Raw genomic sequence first — 20,129 nt, forward strand, 5'->3', positions numbered from 1 at the left:
CCCCTACTTCTCAGCTAAATAGCTAACCACGTCGCTGACGATTTCATCACCCACTTCAAGACCGCTGAGCACTTCGAGTTGACCATTGTGTGATTGACCCACTCGTACCGGATTCATTGAAACCTGCTCACCTTCTACACGGTAGACAACGCTGAGCTCACCGCGGCGAATGACTGCGGACTCTGGGATCTGTATAGAGGGCTTTTCATCATGTTGAAACGCCACTTTTACCCACTCGCCAGGCAGTAAGTTTTTAGGCTGTTCAAGTAACTCAAGACGAAGATGGAAGGTACGAGATTTTTCATGAGCGTAGTTGAACAGTTTGGCCTCGTACGGCTCAAGCGTTTCACCATTTAGAGTCGTGATTGAAAACTGACTCGCATCTTGGACTTTTTCGCGATAGCGCTGAGGGATCTCTGTCACGACACGAAGCGGCGACAGTGAAAAGCCAGCCATTAACTGACTACCTGGTGCTACCGTTTCACCCAGTTCGACATAACGATGAGTAACCACACCCGTATAAGGCGCACGAATGCTGGTATACCCTAGCGACTCTTTTGCTTGTGCCACGGCCGCTTTCGCTTGCTTCACTTCAGCAATAGATGAACGCGCTTCGGCTTCTGCTGCATCGAGACGCTCTCTGGAGATCGCACCTTTAGGGAACAGCTCACGATAGCGTTTTACCTGAGCCGTCGCTTTAATGTTTTGGGCGTTGGCACTATTGAGTTGCGCTAATGCAGCGTCAAGTGAAGCTGATTGTTGCTCTGCACTGATTTCCAGCAGCACATCCCCCTGCTTGACAATGTCGTTAACATCCGCATTAACAGCCACAATGCGGCCCGAAGTTTGTGCTGACAGTGTGCCTCGATTTACGGCTTCAACGGTTGCATCTAACTCTACAACCGAATCGATAGTGTTTCGTTCAATAATGGTGGTTTCATACGCATTGGCGCTTGTACCGATGACAGCACTGGCGATCACTGCCCATTTGAGAAAGCTGACTTTCATGTTTACCTCATTATCATTAATTAGTTAACCCTAATATAAAGGCGTAAATTAGAAATGTCTAATACTTTTATTTAGAAAGTGCTAATTTATGTGCTTTTGTGACTGAAGTTGTATGTCGCTCTTCAAATTATAGGCAATAAAAAAGCTCGGTTTTGCAACCGAGCTTTAAATTTCCACTTTATTTCAGAAAGTTATTCGTCGTAGTTTGTAACACTACGATTGCTTTGCCATCGAGACTTGTGTTTTTTTGCTTAGCAACACATCACCAATCAACATGCCCACAAGCATCGCAAGAACAAAGCCAACCACCCCAATGTTACCGTTGGCAATGGATGAGATAGCAGGTCCAGGACAGATACCCGCAATACCCCAACCCAAACCAAATAGTGCAGAACCGCTTAGCAATTGAACATCGACTTTCTTGTTTTCAGTCAAACAGAACTGATCCGTACACACTGGCTCTGGTTTTCGGCGGATAATCAACCAATAGCTTGGCGCGAAAACTAGAAGTGCTCCCCCCATCACAAACGCAAGGTCTGGAGACCATTGGCCGAAGATATCGAGAAATGCCATCACATTAGCCGGATCGCCCATACCGGAAACGATCATACCCGCACCAAACAAAAAACCACTAATCAAAGCAATAATACGAAACATGGTCTTCTCCTAAAGTGCGTGTAGCATCATTGTCGTGGTCGCCATTGCCACGGCCATAAATGTCATAGTCGCCGCAATAGAACGTTTCGACAAACGCCCCATACCACAAATACCATGCCCACTGGTACAACCGTTGCCCAGTTTAGTACCAATACCCACGATTAGACCTGCAATGAGCACAAGCGGCGTCGGCACCACCATCGCTGCGGGTTCGATATTGAGCACTTTGGCGACAACAACACCACCTAAGATCATGCCCAATACAAACAGAACGCGCCAGCTAGTATCGCCTTTGCGACCTTTGTAAATACGTCCAACAATGCCACTAATGCCGGCAATCTTGCCGTTAAACATCAGTAACAAGGTTGCCGATACACCTAACAGCATACCGCCGAGCAGAGACGCCCAAGGGAAGGAAAATTCCATAACTACCTCTTTGAATTTCAAACTTAAAATTGATTTAAGTTGCAAAATTCACCCAAAAATTTTGCAAGTTAAACCAGCTACAGCTAGAAAGTAAGAGGACACTTAATGACAGTAGAGGCTATGAAGTTGCTGTATAAGCCCAACAACGCGATCGTCTTTGAGTGCGTAGTAAACGTGTTGCGACTCTTTACGAGATGTCACCAAGTCCGCTTTTTTCAGCACAGACAAATGCTGAGAAAACGCCGATTGGCTTAAATTGGAATTTGCTTGTAGTTGTCCAGCTCCCTGTTCACCTTCAACTAGTTGGCACAACACGAACAAGCGATCCGGATGGGCGAGTGTTTTAAGCACTTCCGCTACATCCACTGCGCGATCTTTCATTTGCAGTAAATTCACTTTGTTACCTCTGTGTGTTGATTTGATGTCGTCATTATCCACACACCCATTAAATTAGTCAATACTTAATTAGCCAAACTATATTTAGTTTAAAATATATTAGACAAAGCTAATTGTAGTGTTTATAGTGGCTGTCATTCACGATTAACATGCATCTTTGGACATGTATCCAAGATAAGTAATGAGGTAAGGTATGACTAAGATCGTAATTGTAGGTGGTGTGGCTGGTGGTGCTTCTGCGGCTGCTCGTGCTCGTCGTTTAAGCGAAGACGCTGAAATTATTATGCTGGAGCGTGGACCGTTTGTGTCATTCGCAAACTGTGGCCTTCCTTATCACATTGGCGGTGACATTAAAGACCGCTCAAAGCTCCTGCTGCAAACACCTGAAAGCTTTTTAGCACGATTTAATGTCGATGTGCGTGTGATGAACGAAGTGGTATCCATTAACCGTGCTGACAAAACAGTCACCATCAAGAACCTTATTGATAATAGCGAATATACCGAGTCTTACGACTTTCTGCTGCTAAGTCCAGGCGCTGCACCGTTCATCCCTGCAATCCCTGGTGTTGACAACCCACTGACCCATTCATTGCGTAACATTCCTGATATGGATCGCATAATCCAGACGATTCAGACCAACAAGCCAAAGCACGCGACGGTTGTTGGTGGCGGTTTCATTGGACTAGAAATGATGGAAGCTTTCCATCAGCTTGGTATTAAAACCACATTGATTGAAATGGCGGATCAAGTCATGACGCCAGTAGATAAAGAGATGGCGGGATTTGCACACGCTGAGATCAAACAGCGCGGCATTGACCTTCGTCTAGGCGCTGCACTGGAATCTGTCGATTTCACTCCGTCGGCGCAAAGTGCAGATGGCAATACAGGTAAACTGACTTTATCACTGAACAACGGTGAAACATTGACGACGGAACTGCTGATCATGTCTATCGGTGTTCGTCCAGAAACCAAACTGGCAAAAGAAGCCGGCCTGCAACTTGGTGAACTAGGCGGTATTTATACCAACGCCAGCATGCAAACCAGCGATCCTTCCATCTTCGCCGTCGGTGATGCGATTGAAGATACTGACTTTGTCACAGGTAAATCTGGCTTTGTTCCTTTAGCAGGACCTGCGAACCGCCAAGGTCGCATGGCTGCAGACAACATGCTTGGCCGCTCTGAAACATATCAAGGCACACAAGGTACGTCGATTGTTAAGATCTTCGATCTCGCGGTGGCTTCAGTCGGTAAGAACGAGAAAGTACTTAAACGTGAAGGCATCGCGTACGAAAAAGTCTACGTGCACACAGCAAGTCACGCGGGTTACTACCCTGGCGCGGAGATTGTTTCATTGAAAATGCTCTTTAGCCCAGAGACAGGAAAAATCCTCGGTGCACAAGCAGCGGGTAAAGATGGCGTTGATAAGCGTATTGATGTGCTTGCAGTAGCGCAGCGCGCAGGCATGACGGTTGAGCAGCTTCAGCACCTAGAACTGACCTATGCACCACCTTACGGAAGTGCTAAAGACGTGATTAACCAGGCGGCATTTGTAGCGAACAACATCCTTAAAGGTGATGCAACGCCTATTCACTTCGATGAGATTGATAACCTAACGGACGATCAGATCCTACTGGACGTGCGTAACCCAGGCGAACTCGAAAGCGTTGGTTTTATCGAAGGCGCGATTAACATTCCTGTCGATCAACTGCGCGGACGCATGAATGAGCTACCAAAAGACAAAGAGATCGTGATCTACTGTCAAGTAGGCCTTCGTGGCAACGTTGCCTATCGTCAGCTTGTCAACAATGGCTTCAAAGCTCGTAACTTGATTGGTGGCTATCGCACTTATAAGTTTGCGCAAGCTTAATCGTCAGTCGAACATACTTTAACTGAACGTAAAAAAGGAGCACCTCGGTGCTCCTTTTAAGTTTGTATAAACCTGACTCGATTAACCAAACAGCTTCTTCCAAATACTAGGATTGCGCTTGTCATGATATTCGAGGCGTAGGCTATCGACTTCACGCAAAGACTGTTTAGCCGCCTCTAAATCGCCCTTTTTAAGATCCGCATCAACATTATCAATCGCTTGCGAAAGCTTTTTGAACCCTTCTAAGTAAAGATCCGCTTTTTCTGGCGGGTAATTGCCTTGTTTAGAGTCAGCGATCAGCTGATCAAGCTCAGTAATCGGTGTCTGCATCGCTTCCACAGATTGCGCTTCTGCGGCCTGCTTAAACGCAAGTTTCATCGCTTGCATGTTCTTCTTAAGGTCGACACCACCTGAAGCCATCGCTGATGTAGAGATAGTGATGCAAAGAGTCATCAAACCGAGCAGTTGGATTGGTTTAGCGAGCGTTTTCATTTTTGTTAGCGCTGTCGTTGTCATTCTATGTCCTTTTGATTGCAAAAGACCCCAGCTTCCTGAGGTCTTGGCTATTGTACTCGAAGTTCCTGCAACAACGGCACAAAAAATTGCATCAAAACATGTAACGTTTACGCTACACCGATTGACTTATAAATCGCAGAACTCGGCGATCGGCTCACGGCCTCTCAGCGCTAAGAAGTCGAGAAATTGACGCGCTGATGCAGTAATGATCTTTTCAACTGGCATTTCTACTTCGGTTAACAATTGGCGCGTCAGTTCGAACCCACCAATTGTGTCATAAAAATGAGAGTCACTCCCGGTCGTAATATAGCCGCCCGCCGCTTTCACCGCTTTAGCAATCTCATAACAACGGTCAACACTCCCTACTCGGCTGTGACCTTTGAGCGTTGAATTATTAATTTCAATCGCAACATTGTTTTCAGCGGCACATTGAGCCACCGCATCGAAATCAAAGTCGAAGTTTGGGTTACCTAAGTGACCTAAAGCATCTATATTGCCGCTTTTGATCACGTTGATGAGCGCTTCAGTATGCTCTTCTTTGCTAGCCGGTTTAAACACAGGTTCATGAAAACTACCAATGATCCAGTCGAGTGCCTTGTATGACGTCGGATTAACGTCAATATCACCTTGAGTATTGAGAATGTTAGCTTCAATGCCACGAATGATCGCGACACCAGAAAGAAACCTAGGAATCACTCGCTGGTTTGAGAAAAACCAAAAATGCGGAGCGCCAGGCATGGACTCTGCGTGATCCGTGGTGCATAGAATTTCTAACCCGTTCGCCTTTGCCGCCTGAGCATTCTCGGTAATGGTGCTGTAAGCATGACCGCTGGCGTAGGTATGCGTGTGTGTATCAACCACAAACTTCATTCTTCTCTCCTCGATAAACCGATACTGTGATTGAGTATCGGTCATTGATATTGCAGTTTTGTTCTAGATCCTTTTACTCAGCGCTACTATTGATGACAATAAGCAACTAGAAGAAATCGATAGAGCCGCGTCCGCTATTCGGATCTTTACTGCTCTTTTGGTTCGATTTGCTTGAGTTTGATTTGTTCGACTTATTGGTTTTTGCTGACGATTGACCTGGCTTGTTGGACTTGGTCTTTTTATTCTTTTGTTTGTCTTTTTGCGGCTTATCCTGCTTTGATTGTGCAGCTTTCGGCGCAGGTTTGGCTTCTACCTTTAGCTCTTCTGACTCGGTAGGTGGCTGGTCGCAAACTACGACGTAGTACTCTTGGTTGAATTCGAAGAAATCACCATCGTACATCTTGCGACGTTTACGTGTTTCCAGTTCACCATTAACAGCCACGTAGCCTTCAGCAATAAAGTGTTTTGCTTCACCGCCACCGCCCACTAAATTGGCAACTTTGAACAGTTTATATAGCTCAATCGGATGGCTGGAGACGTCGATTCCAATGGCTTCAATTTCGATCTCTTCGCCTTCTTGATCGTCAAATTCTTCAGGCTCGTTTAGGTATTCTTGATTCATGGTCTTTATCGCTTGTGGCTTTTTGTGCATTGTACTGCCTTGGCTATCGACAAGCTATTAAAAAGCCCCGCAATGGCGCAATGTAGATCATTTAAGAGGAGCAGCGTTGCGATTAACAGGGTATCGGGTTTTTGATATTTTTACCGCCCTAGGCCGGTTTGGCTTAGGGCGTTTGTCTATAAAGAGGATGGATAGGTCGCCTCGAAGGCTCTTTAAGCGTTTCGGCGTGTTACCTAAGGATACCGCTTTACTCATCACTTTGAGCTGGCTGGCTATAAATTGGCAAGCATACTTAAAACTTATTTCATTAGGTAAGCGCCCGTGTTCAACTGCGGCTTGACTAGCTTCTCGTCTCACCAAGTTATAACCAAGTAGCAGTCCCCATAGCTCTTGATAGACGAGATCGACTGTTTTGCTTCTCAACACTAAAGCGTTATGTTGCATCGAACTCTTGATATCACGATAACCTAATTCTATCTCCCACCTTTCATGATAAAGCTCTGCCACGGATTGAGCGTCATACTTGTCTCTAGGAAGAGAGGTAAACACCGTCTTGGATTTACCTTGGACCTCGTAAGTGACCGCCCTGACTGTCCATTTCTCAGGAAGATTAGGGTTCTTCTTACGAGCCTGTGGAGAGGTCTTCATCTCTACTAGCATGTCACTGCTTTCTTTATCGTCCAGTAGGGTATATTTGACTCCTTTCTTTGCAGGGAGAAGCCAATGTCTATTTATTCCACTGTTGTGAAGAGAAAGTAGTAAATCTGCTCCATAAAACCCTTTATCCAGTAATGTCACAGAGTTGTCTGGTAAAGCGTTGATGAAGGGCATCGCTAGAGGGATTTCACCTCGGCGATACGGGCTTATCGCTGCATCAACGATGACATGAGAGCGAACATTCATCATTGTCACAACCCTCAATACTGGATGAGGTGTTTGCCTGTTGCTAGACGTATTACCAGAGCCAAAATGTTCTCTTAATTCGGGTGTGTCAGCTGTTCTAAAAAGAGCACCATCTACAGCAAAAACCTGTAGGCCTTGCCAAGTATCATCAGGGTATCGCTCAAGCCCCCATGTTTTTCCGCATTGCTTAAACAGCCATTCTGGTGCTGCTTTACCTAAGCGCTGTCTTGCTTGGGTTAAAGCGCTCTTTGCCAACAGTTCTTCATCAGCAAGGCCATCAGCACAGACGTTCATTCTCCGTGCGACTTCGGCAATGGGTTCATTACGGAAAAAAGCCATACCAACAATTAACCACAAAACCATATCACTCGGTAGTCGGCGTCGACGGATTGTCGCTTTATCAGACAGAGAGGCTGCTTTAGCGACCCACTCATCAGGAATATGTTCAGAGAATGTGGTGAGCTGAGCTACATCGACAGGGTTTTCTTCGAGGAAGTCGGCAAAGAAGTTTTGAATAGACATAAAAAAATCGGAAACCTATAAACAGGTTTCCGATTGTCTCTCATCAGAAGGATCGGTCAACCGATCCTTATCTGATCTACATTGCCGCAATGGCGAGGCTTTTTATCTATTGCTGATAATGTGATTACTATCGAACCCTATATTAGGTCACTACCATGAAAGGTTCTTGTTTGAGGCTTTGACCAGTTTCTTCACGGGAGCGTTGCCATCATAGGTCCAAATCTCCACCAAAAACGAACCAACATGTTCTGCCGCATTGAAGCTCAGTTCACCTTTGCCATCGCTTAGAGCTTGCGATGCGACTTTGCTTTCATAGTTAGGTTCTAAATCACCAGATGCATTCTCGTTGTACTCGGTATAGACCGAAATAAAGGCTCTACCGTTAACGTCATTGGTTGCATCGACCGTTAATGAATACTCTTCAATCGGTTGATAGTCAAAGTCATCAGGGATTGATAAGTCTTCCATTGTCCTCTCAGCTTCGGCAACCGGAGTGGGTGTCGGTTCGGGTGCTGGGTCCGGAACTGCCGCCGGAGGAGTCGAAGTACCACCGCCTGAATCACTGCCACCACCACCGCCACCACATCCTACTAGCAGTCCAAGAGAGATAATTGAGGTTACTGTAAGTGCTTTCATGATATTTCTCCTATGGAATGTAGCATTTGCCAGGGGTTGCGAATTGAGACTCAAACCAGCTTTGCGCTTGTTCACCACTCGATTCTGCGTAGGTTGCATACTCTGGATACGCGACTAGCAGATCGGTGTTTTCCGTAGGCCACTGCCATTGGTCATTCACCATAATCGCCCAAGGTAGGTTTTCTGCCGTTTTAAAGTAGGTATTCGTTGACGCGTTACTAACATCTCGTCCCAAACCTGCAAATAGGTCGGCATCAAACTGCTCCGTCGGTTCATAATTTGGCAAGTGCACTTCCCACTTTCTGCCTGGTTGGAAGTACCCTTCACCGTGATAGTAGTTTGGCGTAGCGAAGATAAACGGGTCATATGGCATAGACATCATCGAGGCCGTATTCGTCCCTTCATTAATGTTCACGTGAAGCGTAAAGTTCAGTTGCACGTCTTGTTCCCCACACGACATTAATGTTCGGTGGAAGTCGCAACCATCAACTTTGTAAACTGAAGTATCTTCACTAATCACGAAAATGGCTTCGTTCGAAATCTGCTCTAGTCCGCTGGCATCGGCTTGAACGTCATTTTTGATCAAGCGGGTTGTATCCGTATTTATATCGCTGCGGTTGAGACCTTTAAGACGAATCGCGAATCCATTCCGGTAAGACGCACCCACCGCTCCTAAGTATCCATCGATTTTAGATTTGACGACATTGCCATCACGAAGGATTTCAGTGATCCGATAGCTAACAACCACATCATTCATGTCGTAGTCAGCGGTATACGGCCAGTGATCCTCAAAGGCAACGGTTGTGTAATCTGTGGCGTTCGGATAATAGCGTACTGATAAGCCTTCACCTGTGACAGTGAGTGGATGATCCTCTACCTCGCCCGATAGTGCGCCGCCAGAGTAACTTAACCCTTCTTGTTGACTAAAACGGAAACGGCTCCACGTCGTACCAATATAAGCAGCTGCATCGACAGTAAACACTAAGTTGTTGTTTCCGGCTTGCAGTTGTCTGTCTGCAAACACCTGTTCTCCTTCATCAGCAAAGTCACCATCTTGGTTCCAGTCAAACCATGCTGATAGGTAGCCTGTTGTCGAGGCATTGACCGTGATAATGCTGTCCAGACCAGGTTCGATAGCGGTCACAAAACCCACACCATCTTCATCATCCACACCCGTATCATCATCAGATAAGTTATCGGCGCGACCATCTTGCTCTCCATCTGGCTCTGTGGCACCAAGCCAAGTGATACCATCACGTCCGTGCCTTGGTCCATTGTCTGCTAATTTGGTTTGATAGCTTGTTGGCGCATCACCAAAATCAATTTGCGAGTCTTCATCGATGATTGGTGCATTGGCACAGCGTGCACCATCGTTTTGGTTTGAATTCGGTCCAAAAGCAAACAATTCTGCAGGCACTGTCCCGTTTCCAACGTCGGTCGCGTTCTCTGGCGACAAGTCGATTCGAAAAATGTGGCCATCCGAATTACGTGATACATAGTAGTAGCCATTAACATCAAAATAGCCAGCACCAAACGTCCCAGTTACTCCAGTATCCCCAACGTAAGACTCTTGTCCTGTTTCAACATTAAAAGAGTAAAGTGCACCAGTGTTGTTATCGACCCCATAAAGTTTGCCGTCACTTGGGTGGAAAGCGAAATCGGTCAGATTGACAACGGCCCGAGTTGTCACACGCTCAACGGCCAGTACTGCGCTCGGGTCACTATTCAACGGGGTAAGATCGACGGTAAACAATCCTTTGTTCTTTCGATACAGGTAATAAACACTTTCATAAACATCGCCAACAAAGAAAGTGTGATCCGTAGGTAGACCGGTTATATTGAGTATTTCTGCCTGGAAATCCCCGCCAAGTCGAACCAAGCGTTTGTTGGTAGTGTCATAGCCGTAGATGTAGCGCCCATCAAAATCAAAGCCCACACCATTAATATTTGCGTCTAAGCCTGTATCTCCTTGCAATAAGCTCGTTTGGCCTGTGACTAGGTTTACCCCGTACACTTGCACTGGGTTTGACTGAAAAAGATAGGCTTTACTTGGACAGGTATCGAACGGTGCTGCCTGAACGTTCGTTGCGAGCAGTGATGCGACTAAGCTGCCTCCGATCCCTGTGAGTTTTGTTAGCTTGTTTGTTGGTACCATGAGATTGTCCCTTTGCTGATGGCTTACCCAAAGAGAAACAAAACACGTGCCAACTTATTTGTTTCATAAATTCAGTCACTTACACCATAAAGAGTTCATCTTTCTATTCTGAGAATCAAATTGAAGTGCTATGTGACGGTGATTGTCGAATATGAAAACGCTTAAATTTTAATAACGCTGGAAACAATGCGGGGATCAGATTACCAAGTACAATTAGTCCAATGCCCAAAAGCTGCATAGAAGTAAAAGACGTATCAAATAACGCAAATTGAAACACGGCAGTAAAGATCAAGTTGGTATAAATCAATGGAGCGACTTGCGTATTCGTTTCCGCTGTTTTGTAAGCCTTGTATCGACATACTTGGGTATTAACTATCATTAAAGTGAGTAAAAAAATCGCCAGATAGAGCAAAGGGGATCCTGTGAGCGCCGGTGTGAATTGCACAGTGTCTATCGTTGTATGATAGAGCAGTGCAACAGGCATCAGAATGATGCTGGCGAGTAGAAACGTCCATGCGTTATTCTCCGTTCCCGTCATTGTCCCTTTGGACGCACGATGCAAGCCAAGCTGTGATCCCGCATTAAACACACCAGCCATCAGGCCGATAATTAACTCCGGCTTCAATGTCGCCTCTTGGGGATCACCCGCCAGTAAAATCACACCGACAAAGGTAAGTACTAGTGCAACTAATGTTTGTGGAAGAAGCTGGACACGCGATATGACTTTTTCAAACAATGCGATAAACAGTGGCCCGGTCGCAAACAGCACCACACTTTCTATGAGTGACAGTTTTCCTAACGCATAAATAAAACATAACTGACAAGCTGCGATGCAAACAGCCCGGTTCAACAATACTCGTCGCATTGTTTTTGGCGGCACTCTAAGCCCGTAAAATGTAAGAAAAGCGAACAATAAAATCGCTGGAGCCAAAAAGCGTAATAACGCTAAGTCGAGCGCGATAAAATAAGAGGTTAAGTACTGAGTAATCAGTCCTGTGACAGCAAGACTTAACGTTGATGAAAGCATATAAATAACAGCTTTGTTGCGTGGACTACTTCTCATCTTGATACTCACTATCGTCCATTCGTTGATTGGCATTGTAGTGATAGGCGTCACTGAAAAATAGCGAGTTTTTGTGAACTATACTGTTAAGAAAACTTACACATGAAGACAATCCATGAAGCAGCATGTTGCACTAAAATCTCTTTATTCTTTTGTTGCCGTCGCAGAGTTAGGCAGCATGACCCTAGCCGCAGAACGTCTGTTTGTCAGTCATTCTGCGGTAAGCCAAGCGGTAAAAAGCTTAGAGAGACAACTCGATACTAAGTTATTCCATCGTGTTGGGCGTGCAGTTGAGCTTACCCGTGAAGGAAAAGCATACTATCGCGAAGTTGCTCCCGCACTGGAGAAGATTGTGCGAGCCAGTGAAGCCATGATTAGACGCAAACACGATGAAAGGCTGACCATCAACATGGTCAACTCTCTTGCGCTGCATTGGTGGATTCCTCGCGTGGAGAAACTGCATCAAGCAATCCCAAATTTAGACGCAAGGATATCAAATCTCATAGGACCATTTGATTTAGAACGTGAGGGGGTGGATGTCGCGCTCGTTCACGGTAAAGTCGACGAATGGAATGAGTATCATTGTGAAAAGCTCGGCGATGACGAGCTGGTTATGGTATGTAGCCCTACCCTTGCCCAGCAGCTCCCATCATCGGACTTAACTGCATTGATCAACCAACACCCCATTATTTGGGTAACCAATGCTAGGCGCAAACATGACTGGGATGTGTGGAGTCAAGCGCTTAACGTCTCCGTTCCTAATACACACCGCTCACTTACGTTCAATGCATCGATACAAGCCATCCACGCCGCGATACGAAGCTTGGGATTACTGGTTACTCATCGCCTATTCATTAAAGATGAAGTCGATAATCAACTGTTGGTCGAAGTCAGCCAGCCTGTGGTTAACCCTCACCAAGAATACTACTTCGCCTGTCCACCCGATCGTTTGAAACTTGAGAGCACTTTAGCACTTAGGCGCTGGCTTAAAGATGAATTCGCCCCCAGCAAACAATAAAGCGCCGATATTTCGGCGTCTTCATTGGTTAACCCTGTCGACTAAACTACATCTTGTGCAAGATAATATTGATTCTTTCCTGCTCGTTTCGCGTGATACATAGCCTGATCGGCGGCAGTCACCACCAAAGTGAGTGGCGTTGTCGACTCTTTCTTCCATGGCACCACCCCAATACTCGCCGACACATGACAACGATGCCCATCTATGACGATTGGTGTTTTCAAGAGGTACAGTAAGCGTTCTAGGTGGACGTCCAACTTACCATCCTCTTCAAGCCCAATTAAGAACTCATCCCCCGAGAGTCGTGACACTAATGCGTAGGCAGGCGCACCCTCTTTAAGCCTGTTTGCCACTATCCTTAATAGCTCATCTCCGATCGCATGGCCATACATATCGTTTATTGCTTTGAAACCATCAAGATCAATAAACAAAACCCACTGATCACGATGATTGATATGATTGTCTTTAAGTATCTTAAGTGCGGCAGTGCGATTGCTAAGCCCGGTTAACACATCGTGACTCACTTGATAATTAAGGCGTGCTAGCTCTTGTTCATGGGTTAAATCTCTAAGAGTGACTAAGATGGCTTCTATTTGACCTCTCTGAGACTTCAGTGCGCGAACTTGAACATGACATGGAATTCGCCCGCCAGAAAAGAGTGAGATATCAACATGATTTTCAATGCGCTCTTTAGCAAGTAGCCGCTTGATATCACTGCGCGACACACGTTCATTTCGCTCCAGCTTAATTTCGGTAAAAGACTGGATGGGCCCGAACCATTTTCCTGCAGCCGAGTTCATCATTGACACCATCCCATGACGGTCTAACACCAACATAGCGTCCATGTTCTGTTCAAATACCAGTTCAATCAAAGATCGTCTCTGTTCGCTGAGGTAACGATCGGTAAAGTCTTCAAACTGAACCAAGGCATGCGCTTCGGTTTCTAATGGGTGGCAACTGACCAAATAGCGACGATTCGAATGATGCTGGTTCAGTTCAACCGACTCGATCACCGCTTGATTGGTGATAGCGTTGACTATGTTGTCGGTACCAACTCGGGGATTAAATCGACTTTCCAACAATGCTTTGGCATCTCGACTAATGGCAAGATCTTGAATTTGATTAGCAGCAAATGGATTGCTGTAAATCACCTCAAGGCTTGGCGATACCACTAATATCCCCTTCTCCATCACATCCAGAGCACGAATGATGTAACGGTTTTTGCCTTCAAGCTTTTCCAATGCCTGACTTAACTCTCGCTCCCGTTCTACCAGACTTGCAACCATCACGTTAAAGCAGCTCGTTAACTTGCCCAATTCATCATTTTGAACGACGGGGAGTTCTCGCTGACGTATTCCCTCTTCAATCACTTGTTGCATCGATTGGTGCAGTGAGTTCAGTGGCATGACAATCAGCGAGTGCATGACCTTTGCGAAACGCCAAGCAAACAGTGACAGCAACAACGAGGTGGACAGCAATACGATCCACATTTGACGCTGTTCTAGCATGAGTCGCTCATGGGAAACCCAAACATGCAGCTCACCCAGTTTTTCCTCGCCCAAGTGAATGAGCTGAGTCTGACGCTCGATTCGCATTTCTTCACAATGCACGGCACCGGCTGACCAGTGACAATCGGTTGGTAAGCGCAAAATCTTAGCAAGTGTGCTTACCTCAGTATCCGCTACCACGGCCGCTAAGATGTCGGGATCAAACGACAAATTTGAAAGTTGCTCCTCAGCTGACACGCCATCATCAAACATCATGGCAGCCTGTAGTGTATTCGCTACCCCCTGAGTCAGGATCGCGACACGGGTATCTAATGCTTTCTTCTGGTAATGACCCAAAATCAATATCGTGCCCACACCTACAATGAACACCAAAAAAGTCGAGATAAGCCAAGTGGGCAAAATCATTTTGTATCTTAAGGGCAACGAGGCGATACGAGTTATCATTGTTATTTTTCCTCTGCCAATTCCGAAATCGCAAGCAACTGCGCACGTAGACGCACACCCGACTTTTCAATGTTTTGTTGCGATACCAATGGTTTAATACGATTATTCACTTTAATGAACGCCAACATGCCCCCTAATGATACAAACTGCACTCCAGTACCTATTGTCAGTGCATACGGGTACTGCTTCGACAATTCACTAATGTTGTGGTGGTCTTGCCAATCCACATACAAAATATGGCAAATTGCTGAATTTGCCTTGTCACTTTGCGACAAGTCCATAAAGAGTGCCGACGCTGATTTGGTTGTGATGATCTGTGACAAGAAGTTGCCTACCTCTGATGGACGGGTAATACAATACTGCGTGACATCACTCGATACCTCGCTAGACCAATCGGCCAGCATCGGAAAGCGATACAAATACACAGCTTTAAGCTGGTCATCATTCACTTGTGAACATGTTTGTTTCGGATACCAGCCGAGGAGAAAGACCATCAAAATTAAACGCCAACTTGGGTGGTATTTCATTAACGGCGCTCTCGTTGGGAATCACTATAAATCCACTCAAGCTGAAGCCAATATTGGGTATCGTTTAAAAACGGATTGTAAGCCTGTGGATACTCGTAATTATCGCGTGCACCTATATTCTCAACGGTAGCGGTAATTCGCGGCCATTGGCGAGACCGTTGCCAGCTCAGAGCCATATCCATATTCACCACGCTCGGCCAGCCAGTTTGCGCCTGTGTTCCTACTTCACTAGGCACCGTTGAAGCGGATACATATTGCAGTGCGCTGCTTAACCACCATTGCGGCGTTATGTCCCAGATAACCTGCGCATTCACAAAGTGATTTGGTTGATTCTCCAACGCCAGGGCGACGGCGGAGTTCGACGCACAAATACTACCATCGCAGTGTCCCAAGATTTTTTTGTAGCTATAGTTGGCATTCACTTGGAGATTGGACATTGGCTGCCACTTCGTTGCGAACTCACCCCCATACGTTTGAGTCCAAAGTGGATCGACATATTCAGAGGTATATTGCTCAATCACAGTACCCACGCTGCCTTCCGATTCGCCGCCTTGAATCACCCATTGATTTGCACCTGTCCCTGCATACGCACGAATATTTTTGTGTGTACTATAAAAGCCATTCACACTGAGTTGCACTGTCTCACCCTGCCAAAAACGATAACCCGCTTCCAGCGTATCGACTTTTTCAACCCCTAGCAGATCATTACCTTTGTATAGGTAGCTGTAGTAGTAGTCATAACGATTGCCATCACTAAACAACGCATTTTCAACATAACCGTTTTGGCGAAATGTCGTGGAACGCTCCAAACGTGACGGCGTCACTACAGCAGAACCCCACCCGGCCCAAAATGTCTGATTGTCGGACAGTTTATGATTCAAACGTATCTGTGGCTGAGCATAAATGTCATCGGTAATGTTGTGATACTGCCAGCGATTACCGAGCATAAAGGTTGTAGATTCGGTCAGTGGAATCGTCCAGTTTGCATATACCCCATAGCTTTGGTTTAGATAACTCGATTGCTCTACTAGGCGTAAATACGGCGCTGTTATTTGATCATAGGTTGAGTACTGGTGGAATAGCTCTTGAATAAGGCGTACGTTTCCGCCAATCATCAATTGGGTTCCCCACAAGTTATCAAACAAGTAACGACTATCCACATCAAAGCGAACAAAGGAAGCATTTCTATCCGAGCCGTTGTTATCGCTGTATGTTAGCCAAAGATCACTTTCGATCCTGTCATGGTTAGCGCGCTCGTAAATATGTGAGCCACCCGCAAACCATTCTTGGGCAATCATTTTTTGCTCATAGTATTCCTGTGCTGGACGGTGCGGAAAGAACAGGTGAGGATGATAGTTAGCCCATAGATAATCTTCTTCTGAGCGGATAGCCCCAGCTTGAAGATTGAGAGTGTGATTTAAAAACTGATAATCAAGGCGACCACCAAATCGCCCCGTGACTACATTGTAATGCTGTTGGGATTTGACCCGCTCTTCGGTGCTGGCCCAAGGCTTATGCTCTAAGTACTCTGCGTAGCCACTGAGGTGTGACTTTTCACTCAATTGAGTTCCGTGATGTAGTTTGAGCTCTCTATAACCGTAGTTCCCTATGCTGGCTGACACTTTTCCTTGAGGCGCGTTTTCGGCATCTAAGGTAATAATGTTAATCACACCATTAACTGCATTGCCGCCCCAAATCGTTCCAACGGGTCCGAGCACCACTTCGATTTGTGCAATATTGTCCATGCTAACGGGAATCAGATCCCAATCAACGCCTGAAAACATGGCATTCAGTACGCTACGGCCATCGACCATCACCAGCAAACTATTAGTGAGCGCCTGATTGGAGCTTCGAGCAGAGATGCCCCAGTCATAGTTTGAAAATTTTGCAACATGCAAACCCGGAGCGAGCGCCAAGGCATCGGCAACAGAGCGAGCACCAGAGCGATTGATCTCTTTTGCGGTGATCACATAGACCGCAGCGGGTGTGTCAGCAAGGCTTTGCGCACTTCGCGTACTCGACATGACTTTCGTGTCAGCCAGTGACGATAGCGGCATATCTAATAGTGATAACAGATCTTCATCGGCGGTAGCAGACGAAGTAATCAAACAACATAAAAACAGACGGTTACGGAAAGGCGAACTCATTGACCAACTCGATATAAGACAACACGGGCCACCATATCTAGGCAAAGCGCCTAACGTGATATGGATTCCGCGCATTATATCGACTTTAACTCATTGTTTTTTAGGCAATTAATTTTATCGTAACGATAAAATTAATTTAACCACCGTACATTACCGCACCACTGTTGCGTGCAAAAACTGGTCTAGAAGCACGATTAAATGCTTGATAGGCTTTACTATCTGCACCAAGCTCCTACAATGTGCACAAATTTCAAAGTTAAAGGTTTTCATACATGTCTATCCAATGGTTTCCAGGCCACATGCACAAGGCTCGCAAAGAGATCGAAGAAGTCATCCCGCAAGTAGATGTCATTATCGAAGTTCTTGATGCTCGTATCCCATTTAGTAGTGAAAACCCAATGATCTCTGAACTTCGTGGTGATAAGCCCGTGGTAAAAGTACTCAACAAACGAGATCTTGCTGACCCAGAAAAAACGGAACTGTGGATTGCTCACCTAGAAAAAGAGCAAGGTGTAAAAGCGATGGCTATCACCACTTCAAACCCGCAAGAAGTGAATAAAATTCTAGAGTTGTGTCGTAAACTTGCTCCTCACCGTGAAGAGATCGGTAAGAACATTCGTACCATGATTATGGGTATCCCAAACGTTGGCAAGTCAACCATCATCAATACACTTGCTGGCCGTACTATTGCCGTAACTGGAAACCAACCAGCGGTCACACGTCGCCAACAGCGAATTAACCTACAAAACGGCATCGTACTGTCTGACACTCCAGGGATCCTATGGCCTAAAGTAGAAAATCCGCACAGTGGTTTCCGCTTGGCTGCAACTGGAGCAGTTAAGGACACCGCGATTGAGTATGATGAAGTGGCGTTTTACACGGTTGAATACCTTGCTGAGGTCTATCCTGAGCGTCTAAAAGAACGCTATCAAATCGACGAGGAGCTTCCTGAGTCTGATCTAGAAATCATGGAGCTTATTGGCCGCAAACGTGGCGCCCTGCAATCTGGTGGTCGTGTAAACCTACACAAAGCCTCTGAGATTCTACTTCATGAACTTCGTAACGGTACCTTAGGCCAACTCACACTTGAGCTACCAGAAATGATCACCAAAGAGCTGGTGGAAGTGGAGCTTGAAGCCGCACGTAAAGCCGAAGAGAAAGCGAAGAAAAAAGAAGAACGCCGTAAACGTTACTTGAAAAACAAGCGCTAAAGCTTAGCTAAAGCTTAGCTACAACTCAGCTAAAATCTTATGCCAAAGCTTCAAAGTAAGAAGCTTTGGCATTTTTACATCAACAATTAGTAGTGTCAGCCTCAAGAGTGTTCGGTGCTTTACGGAATTTTTCCATGCTGTAAAAGCCTATCGAGGCAAAAACTGCACAAAGAATAACGACACTCCATGTGGAACTGTAACCATAGCTGTCAATCATATAACCAACGATAACAAAACTAGGCATCACCAAAATACTCCTAAGTGAAATCAACACACCCTGGATTCTGCCGCGATGACTGCTCGGAGAGTTATTCGCTAAGTAAACCCCCTCTTTTGTTAGAAGCAAAACCTCACCTGCAGCAAGAAAGAACCAAGCAAAGAAATGGATTGGTACTGTAGGTAGTGCCAAAATGAGACCGTAACCAACCGCAAACAGCAATCCGGCATAAGCCATGGCAATCATTTCCGTTTTATTCGTTGTAAGCTTCATCAGTATCGGGGTTATAACAACGACGACGATACAAGCGTAAGTCATCAACTGACCAAAGATTACAGCACCTTGTTGTTCGAATAATTCACTCAGATAGAGCGGACTTACCATCGTCATTTGGTGCAATACGAACCAAAGAGCGCCGCAAAGTAACGTAAAAACAACCAGTCTAGGTCGCTCATATAATACCTTCCATACCGACCCTTCGAATTCACGCTCTAAATCACCGCAATCTGGCTGCGCAGACTGCTCGTTACTAACAAATGAGTTGATTATGATGACACCGACCAAAGCGGCCAAACCATTGCCCCAAAATACCCACTCTGTATTTGACCAAAACAAGTAACCAGCAATGACAGGCCCAACCGCAGACCCTAAATTGTAAGCCAAATAACTTAGCGACATAACAGCATCACGATTCTTTGGTATCGACAAATCTGCTACTAGAGCATTACTCGCAGGAGATGCGATGCCCATACAGAAGTAAGCACTGAAGAGTAGTGCTGGCACTACAGTCGGTTGCTCTGGAAAGAAACCGCAGAGGATAAGAAGCCCCGCTCCGAACAACTCTCCAACGACAATGATTCGCTTGTGACCCAACAAATCAGAGAACTTTCCTCCGACAAAACCACCGATAAAGTAAGTAGCGCTTACAAACATGGCTATTAAGCCTGCATGCGTCACAGAGTAACCCAGCTTTTCTGTTAGTAGTAATACAAGAAAAGGGATAATAAAGTTGCCCATCCCTAATATGACTCGCGCTGCCGCAAGAGCATAGATACTCGATGGTAAGTTTCTATATATTGAAAGAGAAGAAAATAATTTTATAGTCAAAGTCCTTTGAAATGCCTAGCGGACTATTAAATCAACTGCATGCATATAGCGCAACATCCTATTGCGTGATATTTACAACCGTTGAAATGGCATTTAACTTTCATAACGCGGTTCACATCTTCACGACTTACCCAAAATATCAACGTTAGTAACTCAAACTCGAGCTTACACATCCGCTGGTTAGTCACGACTAGATCGAACATGCGTTCTAGTCGCATCGTAGCTTAGCATTGGACAGAAATAGTCTACGTCCGCTCGTTTTTAACATGCCCCATGTAGCCGTCATCCTCACGAAAGTGAGGTTCTCCC

Annotated in this window: 18 protein-coding genes; 3 read left to right on the top strand and 15 right to left on the bottom strand. The window is 45.7% G+C overall.

Going from position 1 to position 20,129, the window contains the following annotated elements:
- Nucleotides 1–3 precede the first annotated feature (3 nt).
- The 4 genes from AAA946_RS19380 to AAA946_RS19395 all read right to left on the bottom strand — a co-directional run bounded on the left by AAA946_RS19380 (nucleotide 4) and on the right by AAA946_RS19395 (nucleotide 2,472).
- Complete coding sequence (locus AAA946_RS19380) at nucleotides 4–1,008, bottom strand: efflux RND transporter periplasmic adaptor subunit (protein ID WP_338166404.1); 1,005 nt, start codon at nucleotides 1,006–1,008, stop codon at nucleotides 4–6.
- Between the two features lie 213 nt (nucleotides 1,009–1,221).
- Complete coding sequence (locus tag AAA946_RS19385) at nucleotides 1,222–1,665, bottom strand: YeeE/YedE family protein (protein WP_338166405.1); 444 nt, start codon at nucleotides 1,663–1,665, stop codon at nucleotides 1,222–1,224.
- Between the two features lie 9 nt (nucleotides 1,666–1,674).
- Nucleotides 1,675–2,091: a YeeE/YedE family protein gene (locus AAA946_RS19390; protein WP_338166406.1), complete on the bottom strand. Its 417-nt coding sequence runs from the start codon at nucleotides 2,089–2,091 to the stop codon at nucleotides 1,675–1,677.
- A gap of 102 nt (nucleotides 2,092–2,193) precedes the next feature.
- Nucleotides 2,194–2,472, bottom strand: coding sequence for an ArsR/SmtB family transcription factor (locus tag AAA946_RS19395; RefSeq protein ID WP_112478084.1), 279 nt, complete (start codon nucleotides 2,470–2,472; stop codon nucleotides 2,194–2,196).
- 208 nt (nucleotides 2,473–2,680) lie between these two features.
- Here AAA946_RS19395 and AAA946_RS19400 point away from each other — a divergent pair, with 208 nt between their 5' ends.
- Entirely contained in the window at nucleotides 2,681–4,354 is a 1,674-nt protein-coding gene (locus AAA946_RS19400; protein WP_338166407.1) for an FAD-dependent oxidoreductase, read from the top strand.
- Between the two features lie 81 nt (nucleotides 4,355–4,435).
- Here AAA946_RS19400 and AAA946_RS19405 read toward each other — a convergent pair whose 3' ends face one another.
- The 7 genes from AAA946_RS19405 to AAA946_RS19435 form a co-directional block, all read right to left on the bottom strand.
- A complete protein-coding gene (locus tag AAA946_RS19405; protein WP_445206124.1) occupies nucleotides 4,436–4,846 on the bottom strand; it encodes a cytochrome b562 in 411 nt (136 codons plus the stop codon).
- Nucleotides 4,847–4,996: 150 nt separating this feature from the next.
- Complete coding sequence (locus AAA946_RS19410) at nucleotides 4,997–5,740, bottom strand: phosphatase (RefSeq protein WP_338166408.1); 744 nt, start codon at nucleotides 5,738–5,740, stop codon at nucleotides 4,997–4,999.
- Between the two features lie 106 nt (nucleotides 5,741–5,846).
- Entirely contained in the window at nucleotides 5,847–6,362 is a 516-nt protein-coding gene (locus AAA946_RS19415) for an RNA-binding S4 domain-containing protein (protein ID WP_338167204.1), read from the bottom strand.
- A gap of 87 nt (nucleotides 6,363–6,449) precedes the next feature.
- Nucleotides 6,450–7,787, bottom strand: coding sequence for an IS4 family transposase (locus tag AAA946_RS19420; RefSeq protein WP_338163367.1), 1,338 nt, complete (start codon nucleotides 7,785–7,787; stop codon nucleotides 6,450–6,452).
- Nucleotides 7,788–7,937: 150 nt separating this feature from the next.
- On the bottom strand, nucleotides 7,938–8,423 hold the full coding sequence (locus AAA946_RS19425) for a hypothetical protein (protein WP_338166409.1): 486 nt from the start codon (nucleotides 8,421–8,423) through the stop codon (nucleotides 7,938–7,940).
- A 10-nt stretch (nucleotides 8,424–8,433) separates the two neighbouring features.
- On the bottom strand, nucleotides 8,434–10,578 hold the full coding sequence (locus AAA946_RS19430; protein ID WP_338166410.1) for an LruC domain-containing protein: 2,145 nt from the start codon (nucleotides 10,576–10,578) through the stop codon (nucleotides 8,434–8,436).
- A gap of 115 nt (nucleotides 10,579–10,693) precedes the next feature.
- Nucleotides 10,694–11,641 (bottom strand): DMT family transporter, encoded by a 948-nt coding sequence (locus AAA946_RS19435; protein ID WP_338166411.1) that lies wholly within the window; start codon nucleotides 11,639–11,641, stop codon nucleotides 10,694–10,696.
- A 115-nt stretch (nucleotides 11,642–11,756) separates the two neighbouring features.
- Here AAA946_RS19435 and AAA946_RS19440 point away from each other — a divergent pair, with 115 nt between their 5' ends.
- Nucleotides 11,757–12,659, top strand: coding sequence for a LysR substrate-binding domain-containing protein (locus AAA946_RS19440; protein WP_338166412.1), 903 nt, complete (start codon nucleotides 11,757–11,759; stop codon nucleotides 12,657–12,659).
- A gap of 41 nt (nucleotides 12,660–12,700) precedes the next feature.
- On the opposite strand, the gene AAA946_RS19445 is transcribed toward AAA946_RS19440, so the two are convergent.
- The 3 genes from AAA946_RS19445 to AAA946_RS19455 are packed head-to-tail and all read right to left on the bottom strand — an operon-like array spanning nucleotide 12,701 to nucleotide 17,285.
- Entirely contained in the window at nucleotides 12,701–14,572 is a 1,872-nt protein-coding gene (locus AAA946_RS19445) for a diguanylate cyclase domain-containing protein (protein WP_338166413.1), read from the bottom strand.
- Between the two features lie 41 nt (nucleotides 14,573–14,613).
- Nucleotides 14,614–15,138 carry a YfiR family protein gene (locus tag AAA946_RS19450; protein ID WP_338166414.1) on the bottom strand — a complete coding sequence of 175 codons (525 nt, stop codon included), beginning with the start codon at nucleotides 15,136–15,138 and terminating at the stop codon, nucleotides 14,614–14,616.
- On the bottom strand, nucleotides 15,138–17,285 hold the full coding sequence (locus AAA946_RS19455; RefSeq protein ID WP_338166415.1) for a TonB-dependent receptor plug domain-containing protein: 2,148 nt from the start codon (nucleotides 17,283–17,285) through the stop codon (nucleotides 15,138–15,140). The genes AAA946_RS19450 and AAA946_RS19455 overlap by 1 nt, the downstream gene beginning before the upstream one ends.
- A 272-nt stretch (nucleotides 17,286–17,557) precedes the next feature.
- Here AAA946_RS19455 and ylqF point away from each other — a divergent pair, with 272 nt between their 5' ends.
- A complete protein-coding gene (gene ylqF, locus AAA946_RS19460; protein ID WP_042495838.1) occupies nucleotides 17,558–18,496 on the top strand; it encodes a ribosome biogenesis GTPase YlqF in 939 nt (312 codons plus the stop codon).
- 79 nt (nucleotides 18,497–18,575) lie between these two features.
- Here the strand turns inward: ylqF and AAA946_RS19465 are convergent, their stop codons facing one another.
- Nucleotides 18,576–19,820, bottom strand: a complete 1,245-nt coding sequence (locus tag AAA946_RS19465) for an MFS transporter (protein ID WP_338166416.1) — start codon at nucleotides 19,818–19,820, stop codon at nucleotides 18,576–18,578.
- Nucleotides 19,821–20,129: the final 309 nt, after the last annotated feature.

Origin of the sequence: Vibrio sp. 10N (assembly GCF_036245475.1) — a bacterium.
In the GTDB taxonomy this organism is placed as follows: domain Bacteria; phylum Pseudomonadota; class Gammaproteobacteria; order Enterobacterales; family Vibrionaceae; genus Vibrio.

Bases quoted from the DNA above. Each gene is read 5' to 3' on its own strand.
- AAA946_RS19405 (WP_445206124.1), bottom strand. From the start codon at position 4,846: ATGAAAACGCTCGCTAAACCAATCCAACTGCTCGGTTTGATGACTCTT.
- AAA946_RS19415 (WP_338167204.1), bottom strand. From the start codon at position 6,362: ATGAATCAAGAATACCTAAACGAGCCTGAAGAATTTGACGATCAAGAA.
- AAA946_RS19425 (WP_338166409.1), bottom strand. From the start codon at position 8,423: ATGAAAGCACTTACAGTAACCTCAATTATCTCTCTTGGACTGCTAGTA.
- AAA946_RS19435 (WP_338166411.1), bottom strand. From the start codon at position 11,641: ATGAGAAGTAGTCCACGCAACAAAGCTGTTATTTATATGCTTTCATCA.
- AAA946_RS19395 (WP_112478084.1), bottom strand. From the start codon at position 2,472: ATGAAAGATCGCGCAGTGGATGTAGCGGAAGTGCTTAAAACACTCGCC.
- AAA946_RS19410 (WP_338166408.1), bottom strand. From the start codon at position 5,740: ATGAAGTTTGTGGTTGATACACACACGCATACCTACGCCAGCGGTCAT.
- AAA946_RS19400 (WP_338166407.1), top strand. From the start codon at position 2,681: ATGACTAAGATCGTAATTGTAGGTGGTGTGGCTGGTGGTGCTTCTGCG.
- ylqF (WP_042495838.1), top strand. From the start codon at position 17,558: ATGTCTATCCAATGGTTTCCAGGCCACATGCACAAGGCTCGCAAAGAG.
- AAA946_RS19390 (WP_338166406.1), bottom strand. From the start codon at position 2,091: ATGGAATTTTCCTTCCCTTGGGCGTCTCTGCTCGGCGGTATGCTGTTA.
- AAA946_RS19380 (WP_338166404.1), bottom strand. From the start codon at position 1,008: ATGAAAGTCAGCTTTCTCAAATGGGCAGTGATCGCCAGTGCTGTCATC.
- AAA946_RS19450 (WP_338166414.1), bottom strand. From the start codon at position 15,138: ATGAAATACCACCCAAGTTGGCGTTTAATTTTGATGGTCTTTCTCCTC.
- AAA946_RS19445 (WP_338166413.1), bottom strand. From the start codon at position 14,572: ATGATTTTGCCCACTTGGCTTATCTCGACTTTTTTGGTGTTCATTGTA.
- AAA946_RS19440 (WP_338166412.1), top strand. From the start codon at position 11,757: ATGAAGCAGCATGTTGCACTAAAATCTCTTTATTCTTTTGTTGCCGTC.
- AAA946_RS19455 (WP_338166415.1), bottom strand. From the start codon at position 17,285: ATGAGTTCGCCTTTCCGTAACCGTCTGTTTTTATGTTGTTTGATTACT.
- AAA946_RS19420 (WP_338163367.1), bottom strand. From the start codon at position 7,787: ATGTCTATTCAAAACTTCTTTGCCGACTTCCTCGAAGAAAACCCTGTC.
- AAA946_RS19385 (WP_338166405.1), bottom strand. From the start codon at position 1,665: ATGTTTCGTATTATTGCTTTGATTAGTGGTTTTTTGTTTGGTGCGGGT.
- AAA946_RS19430 (WP_338166410.1), bottom strand. From the start codon at position 10,578: ATGGTACCAACAAACAAGCTAACAAAACTCACAGGGATCGGAGGCAGC.